Genomic DNA, 15,414 nt, shown 5'->3' on the forward strand with positions numbered 1-15,414 from the left:
ACCCGAACCCCCTTTGTCCGTTCGAACCGGCGTCCGATTGGGGTATCGTCCCGGCAACCCGCCACGCCGCGAGACGCGCATGAACCGCCGCCAGTTCTCCAGCCTGCTGCTCTCCCTGCCGGTGCTTCCCTATGCGGCCCCGCTCGCCGCGCAGGAGAAGGTTCCCGCCCTGGGGGAGGAGCTGACCCCCTTCGGCGCGGTGCGCGACGCCAGCCGGACGCGGGCCATTCCGGCCTGGAAGGGCGGGCTGACCCAAGCCCCCGGCGGCTGGAAGCCGGGCACCCCGTTGCCCGATCCCTACGACGAGGATGGGCGCTGGTTCACTGTGGGACCGGCGGACATCGACCGCTACAAGGTCCGCCTGTCCGCCGGCCTCCAAGAGATGCTGACCAAGTATCCGTCCTTCGAGATTCCGGTCTTCCCCAGCCGCCGCAGCGCCGCCGCCCCCCAGCGCGTCTACGACGAATCGATCGAGAACGCCAAGCGCGCCCGGCTGGGCGAGAACGGTCTGGCGCTGAGCGGGGCGCGGGTGGGCGTGCCCTTCCCCATCCCGGCCAACGGCGTGCAGGCGATGTGGAACCACATCCTGCGCTGGCGCGGCAATTTCTTCAGCCGCACCGGCGCCACCATCCTGCCGGAATCCGGCGGCATCCACACCGCGGCGGTCTACCGCGAGGACTGGCAGTCCAGCTACGCCGCCGGGATCGACGGCGGCCGCCCCTTCCACTACCGCCGCACCACCCTGATGCCCAAGGCGGAGGCCGGAACCACCCTGCTGCTGCACGGCACGCTGAACCCGATCCAGTCCGGCTTCGCCGCCTGGTTCCGCCAGGGGGAGACCGGCAAGCCCGTCCGCGCGCCCGACTTCGTCTACGACACGCCGGACCCGGCCAGCGGCGGCATCCGCACCGCCGACATGCTGGACATGTTCAGCGGCCCGCTCGACCGCTTCGACTTCGCGCTGGTGACGCGGCGGGAGATGTATGTGCCCTACAACGCCAACCGGATGAACACGCCCGGCCTGGCGCCGGTGGATTTCCTGTGGCTGGGCCACCCCAACCCGCAATTCATGCGCTACGAGATGCACCGGGTGTGGATCGTCGAGGCGCGGGTGAAGCCCAACTTCCGCCACGCCCTGCCGGAGCGCACCTATTATCTGGACGAGGACACCTGGCAGATCGTCATGGCCGACCATTACGACGCCAAGGGCGATCTGGTCCGCTACGCGGAAGCGCACGGGATCGCCTATCCCCAACTGCCCGTCTTCGCCCCGGCGCTGGAGATCACCTACGATCTCACGGGCGACCGCTATGTGGTGAGCGGCCTCGACAACCAACTCGCCCCGCCGGACTTCGCCAAGACCCTGCGGCCCGAGGACTTCGCCCCCGACACGCTGGAGCGCAAGCGGCGGCGCTGGTGAGGCGGCTCGGGTGAGGCGGCCGGCGGGAGGTCAGTGCCGGACCGGGCCGGCCACCCACTGGCTGACGATGGTTTCGGCCTGGAAGGGCGGGGTTTCGGGATGGTGGTAGCGGAAGACGGTCACCGCCGCCTCCAGCGCGTAGCGCTCCGGCTGGCCGCAGTCGCACAGGCCGGCGTAGCAGCGCTGGACCGCGTCGCGGCAATTCAGGCTCACCGCCGGGTAGGGGTCGATCGTCAGCCAGCGCATGCTCTTCATCGACGCTCCCCGCCTTGCCCAGAGTTGCCGTCCAGCGCGTCGCCGCCGTCGAGAGACACGCTGTCGAGCGGAACGCCGTAGATTTCCAGCCGGTGACCGACGATGCGGTAGCCCAGCTCCCGAGCGATGCGCTCCTTCAGCGCCTCCAGCTCCGGGCTGGCGAATTCGATGATCCGCCCGCTGCGCGTGTCGATCAGGTGGTGGTGATGGTCGGTAGACGCCTCTTCATAGCGGGCGCGGCCATCGCCCAGGTCCACCTTCTCGATCACCTGCGCGTCTTCAAGAAGGCGCATGGTGCGGTAAACCGTGGCGATGGAGATGCGCGGGTCGATCAGGACGGCGCGGCGGTGGACCTCCTCCACGTCGGGATGGTCCTCCGACTCCGACAGGACCTGGGAGATGACCCGGCGCTGGCCGGTCATCTTCAGTCCCTTTTCCAGGCACAAGGATTCGAGACGCGACGTCATTGCCCCACCGCCTTTGCCATCCGTTGCGGCGCCGTATCCCGTGATCCGGGGCGCCATGCTGCAGCGCGCATCATAATACTGAAATTCATTCGCAATCCTATACCCCGTTTTTTTGTCCGGGAATTAACGCGGCAAAAGGCCGCACGCCCGGTGCGACGGCGCCACCCTCCCCTCACTGTCTCCCGCCAAGGACGGCCGACATAGGGACATTTCCGGTCCGGAACGCGGCCAAGGCCCTTGTTTGCTTGCCAAAAGCCGCCCCACCGCCTATGTGTGTCCGGTCGATTTTGCTTTGGGGCTGCCGGCTCCTTGTCGTCCCGGTACCGGCGCCACTTGCGCCTTCCCACGGTGAATTGATGGCTCCGCGCACTCCCGCGGCGGAGCGCCCCAAGCCACGCCGCCCCCGGCAGAGTCCGGGCACGGCCCAGGTGCAGCCTCTGTTCACGTGACCAGGACCCTCCCCGTATGACCGAATTCAGTGGCCTCGGCCTGATCGAGCCCCTTCTGCGCGCCGTCGCCGAAGAGGGTTACCAGACCGCCACGCCGATCCAGGCCGGCGCCATCCCCGTTCTTCTGGAGGGCCGCGACGTGCTCGGCCTCGCCCAGACCGGCACCGGCAAGACCGCCGCCTTCACCCTGCCGATCCTGCAGCGGCTGTTCCAGAACAAGAAGCGTGTGCAGGCCAAGGCGCCGCGCACGCTGATCCTGACGCCGACGCGCGAGCTGGCGCTGCAGATCGGCGAGAGCTTCCGCACTTACGGCCGGCACCTGCCGATCCGCCGCACGGTGATCCACGGCGGCGTCGGGCAGAGCCCGCAGGTCGCCGCTCTGGCCCGCGGCACCGACGTGCTGGTGGCGACCCCGGGCCGCCTGCTGGACCTGATGGCCCAGAAGCAGTGCGTGCTCGATCAGGTCGAGATCTTCGTCCTGGACGAGGCCGACCGCATGCTCGACATGGGCTTCATCCGCGACGTGCGGAAGGTGGTCGCGGTCCTGCCGAAGCAGCGCCAGACCCTGCTGTTCTCCGCCACCATGCCGGAAGCCGTGGTCGAGCTGGCGCACAGCATCCTGACCGACGCCGAGCGGATCGAGGTGGCGCCGCAGTCCACCACGGTGGAGCGCATCGCCCAGCGCGTGCTGTTCGTGGACCGCGCCGACAAGCGCCGCCTGCTCGCCGACCTCCTCCAGGAGGGCGCCATGGAGCGGACGATCGTCTTCGCCCGCACCAAGCACGGCGCCGACCGCATCGCCGACCATCTGAAGAAGGCCGGCGTCCCGGCCGACGCGATCCACGGCGACAAGTCGCAGTCGGCCCGCGTGCGTGCGCTGGAATCCTTCCGCAGCGGCGACCTGAAGGCGCTGGTGGCGACTGACATCGCGGCGCGCGGCATCGACATCGACGGCATCACGCACGTCATCAACTTCGACCTGCCGAACGAGCCGGAGAGCTACGTCCACCGCATCGGCCGCACCGCCCGCGCCGGCACCGACGGCAGCGCGGTATCCTTCTGCGACGCCGAGGAGGTGGCCTATCTGAAGGCCATCGAAAAGACCATCCGCCAGCCGGTTCCGGCGGACCACGACCATCCCTACCACGCGTCGGTGGTGGCGGCGATCCACGCCTCCTCCGCCAAGCCGCCGAAGCCGGCGCCCAAGCAGCCGCGTCCGGGCCGCGGTCAGCCGCAGCAGCAGGCCGGCGGCAACAAGCCGCAGGGCCAGAAGCCTCAGGCACCGAAGGCCCACGGCGCGAAGCCGCCGGCGCCGCAGGGCGCGCGGGTTGCCGGCGCCACCGGCGACCAGCCGCTGAAGGCCAAGGTGTCGGCCAACCAGCAGAACCGCCACAACCGCCGCCCCGCTCCGCACGGCGGTCAGCCGGGCGGGAACAAGCGGTCCGCGGCCTGAAGTCTGTCGGGTGCGCGGCGGGCTCACCGCCCGTCGCGCACCGCCCGGTTTGCCACAGCCTGCTCGTCGATCACCGCGCCACGGGTCGGCGCGGCACCGCTGTCGCCGTAGCGCTGGACCTGGATGCCCCCGCCGAGCTGTTTCGTGATGGCCGCGGCGATCACGTCCCGCCGCTGCGCGTCGGACAGGGCGGCGGTCTGCCGCTCCAGCGCGCTCCAGTCCAGCCGCGCCGCAAGCCCGTTGCTCATTTGCGTCTGCCCATCCCGCCAGACGGCGGCGACGACCTGGCCGCCCTGCCGGAACACGGTGTGGGCCTGCACGGCGCGGCCGCGCACTGCAACCGCCGGGTCCACGGCGTTCGGGTCCGCCGCGATCCTCATCTGCTGCTGAAAGGCGGAATTGCCGACCCCGACGCGCGCCATCATCTCCGGACTGGCCTTGGTCGCCGCGGAGAAGCGGGTGCCCACGCCGCCGTTCTGCGCGTACGCTCTTGATGATTCAAATCCCGGCGCGGCGGCGGGCAGGCTGCTCATGGGACACCTCACGGTTGACCGGAAAAATTGCTTCGGCAATTTTCCATTAGCAGCTTCCATGCCATTCCGATGACGCGGAAACATGGGCTTTCGCCGAGGTGAGGGGAAAAACGGACCGTCGGCCTGGGCCGGATCTTCCCTTCCGGGGTGAAGGAAATGCCGATGGCGTCAAAGCATTGATGCCGGAGTCACCGCGCGAAAATTTGTCCCATGTCCTGGAAGCTCTTGAACTCCAGGGCGTTCCCGCTCGGGTCGAGGAAGAACATGGTGGCCTGCTCGCCCACCTGACCCTTGAAGCGGATCTGCGGCTCGATGAGGAAGCGCAAGCCTTCGGCCTTCAGCTTGTCGGCCAGCGCGTGCCAGTCGTCCCAATCCAGGATCACGCCGAAATGGCTGGCCGGCACGTCCTCGCCGTCGACTGGGTTGGTGGCGCGGGTCCCGGCCTCCTCCGTCACATGCGCCACCACCTGATGGCCGTAGAGGTCGAAGTCGATCCAGCGGTCGGACTCACGCCCCACCCCGCAGCCCAGCAGGCCGGCGTAGAAAGCGCGCGCCTCCTCCTTGTCGCGGACTGGGAAGGCGAGGTGGAAGGGCGGAACGGGTTTGCGGTCGGTTGCGCTCATGCTCGTCGGGGTCTTCGCCCCCTCCCTGCTGGTGATTGCCCGAGCAGTCTACTCGGGCAATCACCAGCCTGTCTCGGGATCGAACAGGTGAGTCAGGCGATCCCTTCGGCCGCCAGCGCCGCAGCCACCGCCGGGCGCGCGGCGACGCGGGCCATGTAGGCGGTGATGTTCGGGCAACCGTCCAGCGGCAGGCCGACCCGCGGCGCCCAGCGCAGCACCGTAAAGCAATAGGCGTCGGCCACCGTGAAGCGGTCGCCCGTCAGGTAATCCTGACCGGCCAGCCCGGCCTCCACCACCGCGAACTTGGCGGTCAGCGTCTGCTTGACGATGTCCTTGAAGGCGTCCGGCGTGGTCGGGCGGAACAGCGGGCTGAAGGTCTTGTGCAGCTCCGTGCCGATGAAGTTCAGCCACTCCAGCACGCGGTAGCGCTCCATCGTCCCGACGGCCGGCAGCAGACCGCTCTCCGGCACACGGTCGGCGATGCACTGAACGATGGCGGCGCCCTCGGTCAGGACGGCGCCGTCGTCGAAGGCCAGCGTCGGCACTTGGCCCTTCGGGTTGACGGCCAGGAAATCGCTGCCGTCCTCCAGTTTCTTGGCGACGAGGTCGACGGCCGCGACGTCGAAGGCCAGGCCGCTTTCGCGCAGGACGATGTGCGGCGACAGCGAGCAGGCGCCCGGCTTCAGGTAGAGCTTCATGACGTTTCTTATCCTTGTTTCCGGCGGGACATGACGGATCGACAGTGGGACACGGGGCACCGGCGATTGCAACCGCCCCACCCCGTTCAATCCGCCAGACGCCGTCCGTTCTCCGAGTCGAACAGGTGCAGGGCGTCGGGCGGCGCGCCGACGCGCAGGGTTTCGCCCTCGCGGCAGGCCGGCAGGCCGGCGACTCGGACCACCAGCGCTTCACCGTCCGGCAGGCGGCCGTAGACCACCGTGTCGGCGCCCAGCGCCTCCACCAGATCGACCGTGACGATCAGCGGCCCGTCGCCGGGCGTGACGGCGAGATGCTCAGGGCGCACGCCCAGCTTGACCGGCCGTCCGGCCATGTCGGGGCGTGGGCGCGGCAGGAGGAAGGCGGTGCCGCCGGGCAGCGCCACCGCCTGCCCGGCACCGTCGAAGCGCGCGTCCAGCACGTTCATCGGCGGCGACCCGATGAAGCCCGCCACGAACAGGCTGGCCGGGCGCTGGTAGACCTCCAGCGGCGTGCCGACCTGCTCGGCCACCCCGTGGTTCATGACCAGGATGCGGTCGGCGAGCGTCATCGCCTCCACCTGATCGTGCGTCACATAGAGGCTGGTGATGCCCAGCCGATCCTGGAGCCGCTTGATCTCGACGCGCATCTGGGTGCGCAGCTTGGCGTCCAGGTTGGACAGCGGCTCGTCGAACAGGAAGGCGGCGGGCTCGCGCACGATGGCGCGGCCCATGGCGACGCGCTGCCGCTGTCCGCCGGACAACTGGCTGGGCCGGCGGTCGAGGAAGCGGCCAAGCTCCAGGATTTCCGCGGCCTTGGCGACGCGCGCCTGGATCTCCGCCTTGGGCAGGCCGCGGATCTTCAGCCCGTAGGCCATGTTGTCGAACACGCTCATGTGCGGGTAGAGCGCGTAGTTCTGGAACACCATGGCGATGTCGCGGTCCTTGGGCTCAAGCCCGTTGACCACCCGCCCACCGATGGCGATCTCGCCGCCGGTGATGCTCTCCAGCCCGGCGACCATGCGCAGCAGCGTGGACTTGCCGCAGCCCGACGGGCCGAGCAGCACGAGGAACTCCCCGTCCGCGACGCTGATGTCGATGCCCTTGATGGCCTCGACGGCGCCGTAGGACTTGCGGACCCGATTCAGATCGACCGTTGCCATTTCTTATTTCTCGCTGTCCACAAGGCCTTTGACGAACCAGCGCTGCATCAGCACGACCACCGCCACCGGCGGCAGCATGGCCAGCACCGTCGTCGCCATGATGAGGTTCCAGTCGGTCGCGGCCTCGCCGTTGCCGATCATCTTGGTGATGCCGATGACCACCGTCTCCATCTCCGCGCTGTTGGTGATCAGCAGCGGCCAGAGATACTGGTTCCAGCCGTAGATGAAGAGGATGACGAACAGCGCCGCGATGTTGGTGCGCGACAGGGGCAGCACCACGTCCAGGAAGAAGCGCAGCGCCCCCGCCCCGTCGATCTTGGCGGCCTCCACCAGCTCGTCCGGGATGGTCAGGAAGAACTGCCGGAACAGCAGCGTCGCCGTGGCCGAGGCGATCAGCGGGATGGTCAGCCCGGCGTAGCTGTCGATCAGGCCGAGGTTCGCCACCACCTCGTAGGTCGGGATGATGCGCACCTCCACCGGCAGCATCAGCGTGATGAAGATCATCCAGAAGAAGACCATGCGCAGCGGGAAACGGAAGAAGGCCACCGCGTAGGCCGAGATGATCGAGATGGCGATCTTGCCCAGCGCGATGACCAGCGCCATGACCAGGCTGTTCCACATCATGATGCGCACGGGCGTGTGCATGACGCGGTTGCCCTGCGACTCGCTCCAGGCCGAGGCGTAGTTGTTCAGCATCTCCCCGCCGGGCGTCAGCGGCAGGTTGCCGCGCCCGATGGTGGCGGCGTCCCAGGTCGAGCCGATGATCGTCACGTAGATCGGGAAGGCAAAGATCAGGACGCCCAGCATCAGGATCAGGTGCGGAACCATGTCCATCAGGCGCCCGCCGGAGCGCGGGGTGTCGCGGTCGCGGGTCATGAATAATGCACCTTGCGCTCGACGAAGCGGAACTGGATGGCGGTCAGCGCGATGACGATGACCATCAGGATCACCGACTGCGCCGAGGAGCCGCCCAGGTCGTGGTTGACCACACCGTCCTGGTAGACGCGGAAGATCAGCGTCTCCGTGGCCTTGCCCGGCCCGCCATGGGTCAGGGCGTGGATCGTGCCGAAGGTCTCGAAGAAGGCGTAGACGATGTTCACCACCAGCAGGAAGAAGGTGGTCGGCGACAGCAGCGGGAAGGTGATCGTCCAGAAGCGGCGCACCGCCCCCGCCCCGTCGATGCTCGCCGCCTCAAGGACGGAGCGCGGGATGGCCTGCAGCCCGGCCAGGAAGAAGATGAAGTTGTAGGAGACCTGCTTCCAGCTCGCCGCCAGGATGACCATGGTCAGCGCCTGCCCGTCGTTCAGCCGGTAGTCCCAGGCGTAGCCGAGGTTGTTCAGCGCGCGGCCCAGGATGCCGATGTCCGGGTTGAAGATGAACATCCACAGCACCGCCGCCACCGCGGGGGCCAGCGCGTAGGGCCAGATCAGCAGCGTCTTGTAGGCCGACGCCGCCCGGATCTTCGAATCGGCCATCACCGCCAGCCCCAGCGCGGAGGCCAGCGACAGGACGGTCACCGACGCGCTGAAGACGATGGTGGTCTTGACCGTCTCCAGATAGTTCGGGTCGCTCAGCACCGCCTGGAAATTCTCCAGCCCGACGAACTGGCTGCGCAGCCCGAAGGCGTCCTGGAGATGCACCGACTGCCACAGCGCCTGCGCCGCCGGCCAGATGAAGAAGATCAGCGTCACCGCCACCTGCGGCGCCAGCAGCAGGTAGGGCAGCGCCCTGTTGTCGAAAATCACGCGACGTTGCATGGAATCCCTTTCAACCCTCTCCCCTCCGGGGAGAGGGTGGCCCGGAGGGCCAGTGAGGGGGTTGCGCATCGCGGAGCGTCCGGCACAAGCGCATCCCCCTCACCCCTGCCCTCTCCCCAGAGGGGAGAGGGAGTTACGCTCAGTTCTTGTTGGCGCGCTCGAAGTTGCGCAGGACCGTGTCGCCGCGCTTCACAGCGTTGTCCAGCGCCTGCTGGGCGGTCTGCTGGCCCTGGAACGCCTTCTCCATCTCCTCCTGGATGATGTTGCGGATTTCCGGCAGGTTGCCCAGCCGCAGCCCCATGGTGTTCTCCGTGGTGGCGGTGCGGGTCAGCTGCTCCGCCGGCACCTCGGCGCCGGGGTTCTTGTCGTAGAAGCCTTCCTTCTTCGCCAGCTCGAAGCCCTGGAGTGTCACCGGGACGTAGCCGGTGTCCATGTGCCACTTGGCGTCCACCTCCGGACGGGCGAGGTAGCTGAAGAAGGCGGCGACGGCCTTGTACTCGTCGGCGGTGCGCTTGGGCGAGGTCATCACCCAGAAGGCGGCGCCGCCGATGATCGAATTCTTCGGCGAGGAGATGGCGTCCGGCCAGTAGGGCAGCGGCGCGGCGCCCCAGTTGAACTTGGCCTCCTTGATGATGCGCCCGCGCAGGCCGGACGACGCCTGGATCATCGCGCATTCGCCCGACGGGAACAGCGAGTCCGCGGCGTTGTCGCGACCGCCGTAGCGCAGCGCGCCCTCCTTCTGCAGGTCGATCAGCGTCTGGAGATGCTTCACGAAGAACGGGTTGTTGATCTTCAGCGTGGCGTTCAGCCCGCCGAAGCCGTTGGCCTCCGACGCGAAGGGCTTGTCGTGGAGCGCGCCGACCTGTTCGAACTGCGTCCAGGTTGGCCAGGAGAAGGTCATCGGGCAGGTCACGCCCGCCGCCTTCAGCTTGCGCGCCGCATCGGCCACCTCCGGCCAGGTCGCCGGCGGCTTGTTGGGGTCGAGCCCGGCCTTCTGGAAGGCGTCCTTGTTGTAGAAGGTGATGGTGGTGGAGCTGTTGAACGGCAGGGCCATCATCTTGCCGTCCTTGGAGCTGTAATAGCCCCGGACCGCCGGGATGTAGGCCGCGGCGTCGAAGCCCGACCCCGTCTCGCTCATCAACTGGTGCACCGGCTTGATGGCCGGGCCGGCGGACAGCATGGTGGCGGTGCCCACCTCGAACATCTGCACGACGTGCGGGGCGTTGCCGGCGCGGAAGGCGGCGATGGCCGCCTGCATCGTCTCCGGATAGCTGCCCTTGAAGGTCGGGTTGACCTGGATCTTGTCCTGGCTGTCGTTGAAGCCCTTCACCACCTGCTCGAGCTGGCCGCCGAGCGGCTGGGGCAGGCCGTGCCAGAATTCGACGACGGTCTTCTGCTGGGCGTAGGCGGCACCGGTGAAACCGGCGGCGAGCGCGAAGGCGGCCGTCGAGACGGCGAGCTTGCGGCGGGTCAGCATGGTGGTCTCTCCCTGGAACCAATCGATTGCGTGATGTGCTGACATGCAGGGCGCGGGTTGCGGTCCCGCGACGGTCTTGTGAAGATTTGGTGACGTGTCCGGAACACGCGCGCAGGGGCGCGCCGCATCCGCTCCTCGCGGTTGCAACGTCGGTCCTGCGTAAGGCATGGAACGGGACTTAAGGCGGTGATGGATGCTGCGCCGGCATCTATGGTTTTCCTCCCCGCATGCGTGTTTCTTTTTTGCAAGCCTTAAGGATAGAGGGGGAGGCTGTCAATCAGCCGTACGTATCAGTACGGACTATCACCCTTACGTCATCTCTCGGGGTGCCGTGTTTGGGCGAGCGCCCACAGCGCGGTATCGTCCCGGCACAGCGACCCGGCCAGTTGCGACAGGCTGTCCCCCATCAGGCCGGAGGAGCGCAGCAGGCAGTAGGACCGGCTCGGCGCCGACAGATAGTGCGACGCCGTCGGGGCCGCGACCGGCGGCGCGGGATACAGCGCGGCGGGCGGCGGGCAGTAATAGGGCTGCGCACCGGGGTTGTAGCCGGGCACCAGCCGGTCCAGGCCGGGCCGGGGACCGAAGACGCAGCCGCGCTGGTCCCAGTCCAAACTCGTCGTCTGCGCGGCGGCGGGCAGGACGACGAAGGCGGCCATCGTCATCCCCGCCAGACAACCGGCCAGCCGGCACCCTGCTTTGCGATGCATGCTCCCCTCCGATCCCAGGCCGCGCCCATGGCGCACCCAGACCATGACGTCGGGGCCGGCGGGCCGTGAACGGCCCCGGCCTTCGGAGGAAGTATGCGCGCTCCATCGACGCCCGGCGCGGCGCCGATGGACGGGTCGGCAAGCGCAAGCGAGGACGGCGCTCTCTGTTCGTTCGGTGGGAGGGAGGAAACGCGCCCCCCGCCCCGTCACGCTGCGCTGCTGCTCTCGACCGGCAGTTCCGCGGCGCTCGCCGCCGCCAGCGGGACGTCCACCGCGAAGACGGAGCCCTTGCCGGGCACCGAGCGCAGCGAAACCGGCAGGCCCAGCAGCGTCGACAGACGCCGCACGATGGCGAGGCCGAGCCCCAGCCCGTGCCGGCGGTCGCGGTTCGGGTTGCCGAGCTGGCGGAAGTCGTCGAAAATCGCCGACTGGTCGGCGGGGGCGATGCCGAGGCCGGTGTCCCACACCTCGATGCGCAACGCGCCGCCGCGCCGCCGCGCCGCCAGCAGCACGCCGCCCGATTCGGTGAAGCGCAGGGCGTTGGACAGGATCGGGCGCAGAAGCTGCTCCAGCAGCACCGGGTCGGTGCTCACCTCCGCGTCCGCGGGACGGACGTTGAAGCGCAGAGCCTTGGCGTCGGCCTCCGGCGCGAACTCGTTGAGCAGGCGGCCCAGCGTCTCGTCGATGGGGAAGGTCTGCTCCTGCATCCGGACCAGCCCGGCCTCCAGCTTCGACACGTCCAGCAAAGCGCGCAGAAGCCCCTCCGCCGCCTCGATCGACATTTCCAGCTTCTCGCCGAGATCGCGCGCGCCGGGATCGGTCAGGCGGCTCATCAGCAGATGGTGGAACAGGTGCATGGCCTGGAAAGGCTGGCGCAGGTCGTGGCTGGCCGCCGACAGGAAGCGCCCGATGGCGGTGCGTCCCGTCTCGGCCTCCTGGCGGACCCGCTCGGTCTCGGCCTTCGCGCACTCGGCCTCGGCGCGGGCGGCGGCCAGAGCGGCGGCGTTGGTGTCGGCGATGGCGGCGACCGCGGTGACGACCCCGTCCGCATCGCGCACCGGGCTCAGCACCATTTCGCCCCGAGGCAGCAGGCCGAAGGCCGACACCGGGGTCCCGGTGAGGACGACACGGCGGACCTGCGCCTCCACCTGGGATACGATGGCCGCCGGAACGCCCAGCTCGGTCAGCTCCTTGCCGTCCGCCTCTTCCGGCAGGCAGCCGAAGGCCGCGGCAAAAGCTTGGTTGACCACGAGAAGCCGCGCGTCCAGCCCAAGCAGAGCGTGAGCAGCGCCGTTGGCGGAGACCAGAGCCTCAAGCCAGATCGCACGATCAGTCATATGACCTTCGGTTGAGTTCTTCTGGATATACTCGACCACAACTTCACCGCAAAAACTGAGATTGCAGCACACTTATCCGGCCACTTGGGCATCGGAGTCAAATATCACATGCAAAACTCACTTGGGACAAATTCCGTTTGAATGTGAAGGACAACGCCCCCATTGGCCCGAGCCGGCCGCGCGGGCTATAAGTCAGGTATGCTCTTCCGCCGCAAATCCCACCCCTCCAAAGCCCAGGCCAAAACCCAGGCTCCACGCCCGAAGGCACCGCGCGCCCTGGCGGTCGCCGGCCTGCCCGCGCCGCTGGAGTTGCGGGAAAGCGCCCGCGCCCGCCGGATGACCCTGCGGGTGGACGCCGGACGCGGGCTGATCCAGGTGGTGATCCCGGTGGGCGTCCCGGAGGCCGAGGCGCTGCGCTTCGTCGGGCGGCACGACGGCTGGGTCCGGGCGCGGCTGGCCGCCCTGCCGCCGCAGCTTCCCTTCGCCGACGGGGCGGTGGTGCCTTATCTGGGGGTCGACCACGTCATCCGGCACAGCCCGGACCTGCGCGGAGCGACCCGGCGCGAGAACGGCGCGATCCTGGTCGGCGGCCGGGCGGAGCATGTCGCCCGCCGGGTGCGCGACTTCCTGATGGCGGAGGCGCGGCGCGAGCTGGCCGAGCGGTCGCGCGCCAAGGCCGCGCTGATCGGCGCGCGGGTCGCCGCGGTCACCGTGCGCGACACCAAGAGCCGCTGGGGAAGCTGCTCGGCCACCGGACGCCTCTCCTTCTCCTGGCGGCTGATCCTGACCCCGGAGTCCGTGCTGGATTACGTGGTGGGGCACGAGGTGGCGCATCTGCGCGAGATGAACCACTCCCAGCGCTTCTGGACGCTGTGCGCGCAGTTGACCGGCGACGTGCGCACGCCGCGCCTCTGGCTGAAGGCCAACGGCGGGCGGCTGTTGCGCTATGGCGAAGGGGGCGGCGAGGGGGTGGAAATGGTTTCACCCGAAAATGACGGTCATGCCGAAACGCCGTGACGGGGTCGCGCCAAGCCTCTGCTAGAGTGCGCCCCTCCCTCCGTCCCCCGGCCCGACCTCCTCCATGCCCCGTCCCGATTCCCTGACCGTCCGCGTGCTGCTGACGGCGCTCGTCGCCTTCGGCCCGCTGTCCACCGACCTCTACCTGCCCTCCCTGCCGACGCTGGTCACCGTGTTCGACACGGACATCGCCACGGTGCAGCTGACCCTGTCGGTCTTCCTCGCCGGCTTCGCGGTGTCGCAGCTCGTCTACGGGCCGGTGTCCGACCGCTTCGGGCGGCGGCCCGCCCTGCTCGGCGGCATCCTCATCTATCTGGTGGCGAGCGCCGCCTGCGCGCTGACCGACGACATCGAAACCCTGATCGTCGCCCGCTTCTTCCAGGCGCTGGGCGCCTGCTGCGGCCCGGTGGTGGCGCGGGCGGTGGTGCGCGATGTCTTCGGACGCGACCGGGCGGCAACCGTGCTGGCCTACATGGCGATGGCCATGACCCTGGCCCCCGCCGCCGGCCCCATCCTGGGCGGCGTCCTGACGGAGTGGTTCGGCTGGCGGAGCAACTTCCTGCTGCTGACCGGCTTCGCCGCGCTGATCCTGGCCGCCACCTGGACCCTGATGGGCGAGACCAACGCCAACCGCGACGAGACGGCGCTGCAGCCCGGCCGGCTGCTCGCCAACTACGCGCTGCTGCTGCGCGACCGCGGCTTCGTCGGGCAGATGCTGACGGTGGCCTTCGCCTACAGCGGCATCTTCGCCTTCATTTCCGGGTCCAGCTTCGTGCTGATCGGGCGGCTGCACCTGACGCCCGCGCAGTTCGGGGAAGCTTCGCCGCGGTGGTGCTGGGCTACGCGGTGGGATCCTTCCTGGCCGGGCGGCTGAGCGCGCGGCTGGGCGGGCCGCGGATGATCCGCACCGGCACGGCGGTCTCGCTGGCCGGCGGGCTGCTGGGGGTGGGTCTGGCGTTGGGCGGGGTGCTGCATCTGGCGGCGGTGGTGGCGCCGGTCTTCCTTTTCATGCTGGGCGCCGGGCTGACCCTGCCCAACGCCATGGCCGGGGCGGTCGGCCCCTACCCGATGATGGCCGGGCTGGCCTCCTCGCTCGTCGGCTTCGTGCAGATGACCGTGGCGGCGCTGATCGGCGTGGTGCTCGGCCACACCCACGCGGACAGCCAGCTTCCCATGATGACGGCCATCGGGCTGGTCGCGCTGGGGGCGGCGCTGGCCCACCGGCTCCTGGTCAGTCCTCGGGCTTGATGGAATTGGCGGGCTTGATGGAATTGGCGGGCTTGATGGAATTGGCGGGCTTGGCGGGCTCCGGCATCCAGCGCAGGGCGTAGGAGAAGACGATCGTCACGGCGAGGCAGAGCGCCAGCGCCATTCCCGCCAGCACGTAGAATCCGGCGCCGCAGGCGATGCCCAGCGCGCCGGCCATCCAGATCAGCGCCGCGGTGGTCGCCCCGCGCACCGTGGTCCCGGCGCGGAACATCACCCCGGCGCTGATGAAGCCGATGGCCTGGGCGATGCCCTGGATGACGCGGGTAGGGTCCATGTCGCCCCCGCCGGTCCCCTTCCCGGCCATGCCCCAGTAAAGCTCCAGCGCAACCAGGGTCGTCACCGCCGCGCTGATGGCCACCAACGTGTGGGTGCGCAGCCCCGCCGCCTTGCCCCGGATCTCGCGGTCGAGTCCCAGCGCCGCCCCGCAAACCGCCGCCGCGGCCAGCCGGGCCGCGATGTCCCAGACCGGAATGGCCGTACTCAAGTCCATGTTATTCCTCCCTATTTTTACCTTTGCGTAACGCTTGCTACTTTTTTGCGCCCGGTCGCATTTTTCACTTTAAAAGGCGGCCCGTTCGATCTATGTAACCGCAACTCGCAAGCGCACGTGCCGCTGGCCCGCCCCTCGTCCTTTTCGAGATGTGGTTATGCAACGACGTAACGCGTGATCCCCGACCGTCCCTTAAGCAAGGCGGCGTCTTGGAGGTTACGATGGTTCATGTTGTTGTGGGTGGGCACCGGCTCACCCGTCTCCGACTCTTTCCGGTTCTGTCCAGTCCGGTCCTTCCCCGC

General features: G+C 68.8%; 17 protein-coding genes. 5 read left to right on the plus strand and 12 right to left on the minus strand.

What is annotated here, in order from left to right; all coding sequences use genetic code 11:
- Positions 1–79: 79 nt before the first annotated feature.
- Positions 80–1,420 (plus strand): DUF1329 domain-containing protein, encoded by a 1,341-nt coding sequence (locus ACWPN7_RS16980; RefSeq protein ID WP_038529718.1) that lies wholly within the window; start codon positions 80–82, stop codon positions 1,418–1,420.
- 30 nt (positions 1,421–1,450) lie between these two features.
- Here the strand turns inward: ACWPN7_RS16980 and ACWPN7_RS16985 are convergent, their stop codons facing one another.
- Positions 1,451–1,675, minus strand: a complete 225-nt coding sequence (locus ACWPN7_RS16985; protein ID WP_014241688.1) for a hypothetical protein — start codon at positions 1,673–1,675, stop codon at positions 1,451–1,453.
- Positions 1,672–2,142, minus strand: a complete 471-nt coding sequence (locus tag ACWPN7_RS16990) for a Fur family transcriptional regulator (protein ID WP_051657984.1) — start codon at positions 2,140–2,142, stop codon at positions 1,672–1,674. The genes ACWPN7_RS16985 and ACWPN7_RS16990 overlap by 4 nt, the downstream gene beginning before the upstream one ends.
- Before the next feature lie 465 nt (positions 2,143–2,607).
- Between ACWPN7_RS16990 and ACWPN7_RS16995 the strand changes: the two genes are divergently transcribed.
- A complete protein-coding gene (locus ACWPN7_RS16995) occupies positions 2,608–4,044 on the plus strand; it encodes a DEAD/DEAH box helicase (protein ID WP_137115529.1) in 1,437 nt (478 codons plus the stop codon).
- Positions 4,045–4,067: 23 nt separating this feature from the next.
- On the opposite strand, the gene ACWPN7_RS17000 is transcribed toward ACWPN7_RS16995, so the two are convergent.
- From ACWPN7_RS17000 to ACWPN7_RS17040, 9 genes are all read right to left on the minus strand, one after another.
- Entirely contained in the window at positions 4,068–4,577 is a 510-nt protein-coding gene (locus tag ACWPN7_RS17000; RefSeq protein WP_459197714.1) for a hypothetical protein, read from the minus strand.
- Between the two features lie 188 nt (positions 4,578–4,765).
- A complete protein-coding gene (locus tag ACWPN7_RS17005; protein WP_200775767.1) occupies positions 4,766–5,200 on the minus strand; it encodes a VOC family protein in 435 nt (144 codons plus the stop codon).
- A gap of 92 nt (positions 5,201–5,292) precedes the next feature.
- The gene (gene gstA, locus ACWPN7_RS17010) at positions 5,293–5,898 is read right to left on the minus strand and encodes a glutathione transferase GstA (RefSeq protein WP_103040402.1); all 606 of its coding nucleotides are present in this window, start codon (positions 5,896–5,898) and stop codon (positions 5,293–5,295) included.
- Between the two features lie 86 nt (positions 5,899–5,984).
- Entirely contained in the window at positions 5,985–7,058 is a 1,074-nt protein-coding gene (locus ACWPN7_RS17015) for a sn-glycerol-3-phosphate import ATP-binding protein UgpC (protein WP_459197715.1), read from the minus strand.
- A gap of 3 nt (positions 7,059–7,061) precedes the next feature.
- Entirely contained in the window at positions 7,062–7,934 is an 873-nt protein-coding gene (gene ugpE, locus ACWPN7_RS17020) for a sn-glycerol-3-phosphate ABC transporter permease UgpE (RefSeq protein ID WP_081862990.1), read from the minus strand.
- A complete protein-coding gene (gene ugpA, locus ACWPN7_RS17025; RefSeq protein ID WP_014238552.1) occupies positions 7,931–8,815 on the minus strand; it encodes a sn-glycerol-3-phosphate ABC transporter permease UgpA in 885 nt (294 codons plus the stop codon). Before ugpA ends, ugpE begins: the two co-directional genes overlap by 4 nt.
- Positions 8,816–8,954: 139 nt before the next feature.
- On the minus strand, positions 8,955–10,292 hold the full coding sequence (gene ugpB / locus ACWPN7_RS17030) for a sn-glycerol-3-phosphate ABC transporter substrate-binding protein UgpB (RefSeq protein ID WP_200775769.1): 1,338 nt from the start codon (positions 10,290–10,292) through the stop codon (positions 8,955–8,957).
- Between the two features lie 314 nt (positions 10,293–10,606).
- Entirely contained in the window at positions 10,607–10,999 is a 393-nt protein-coding gene (locus ACWPN7_RS17035; protein WP_200775770.1) for a hypothetical protein, read from the minus strand.
- 206 nt (positions 11,000–11,205) lie between these two features.
- Positions 11,206–12,336: a PAS domain-containing sensor histidine kinase gene (locus ACWPN7_RS17040; RefSeq protein WP_459197716.1), complete on the minus strand. Its 1,131-nt coding sequence runs from the start codon at positions 12,334–12,336 to the stop codon at positions 11,206–11,208.
- Positions 12,337–12,534: 198 nt separating this feature from the next.
- Between ACWPN7_RS17040 and ACWPN7_RS17045 the strand changes: the two genes are divergently transcribed.
- From ACWPN7_RS17045 to ACWPN7_RS17055, 3 genes are all read left to right on the plus strand, one after another.
- On the plus strand, positions 12,535–13,353 hold the full coding sequence (locus tag ACWPN7_RS17045) for a M48 family metallopeptidase (RefSeq protein ID WP_103040407.1): 819 nt from the start codon (positions 12,535–12,537) through the stop codon (positions 13,351–13,353).
- Positions 13,354–13,417: 64 nt separating this feature from the next.
- Positions 13,418–14,227: a multidrug effflux MFS transporter gene (locus tag ACWPN7_RS17050; RefSeq protein ID WP_492273395.1), complete on the plus strand. Its 810-nt coding sequence runs from the start codon at positions 13,418–13,420 to the stop codon at positions 14,225–14,227.
- Positions 14,182–14,601, plus strand: a complete 420-nt coding sequence (locus ACWPN7_RS17055; protein ID WP_492273396.1) for an MFS transporter — start codon at positions 14,182–14,184, stop codon at positions 14,599–14,601. The genes ACWPN7_RS17050 and ACWPN7_RS17055 overlap by 46 nt, the downstream gene beginning before the upstream one ends.
- Here ACWPN7_RS17055 and ACWPN7_RS17060 read toward each other — a convergent pair.
- Entirely contained in the window at positions 14,585–15,112 is a 528-nt protein-coding gene (locus tag ACWPN7_RS17060; protein ID WP_149650587.1) for an MgtC/SapB family protein, read from the minus strand. The two genes, ACWPN7_RS17055 and ACWPN7_RS17060, sit on opposite strands and share 17 nt — an antisense overlap.
- Between the last annotated feature and the right edge of the window lie 302 nt (positions 15,113–15,414).

This window comes from Azospirillum sp. UENF 312511, from assembly GCF_058780635.1.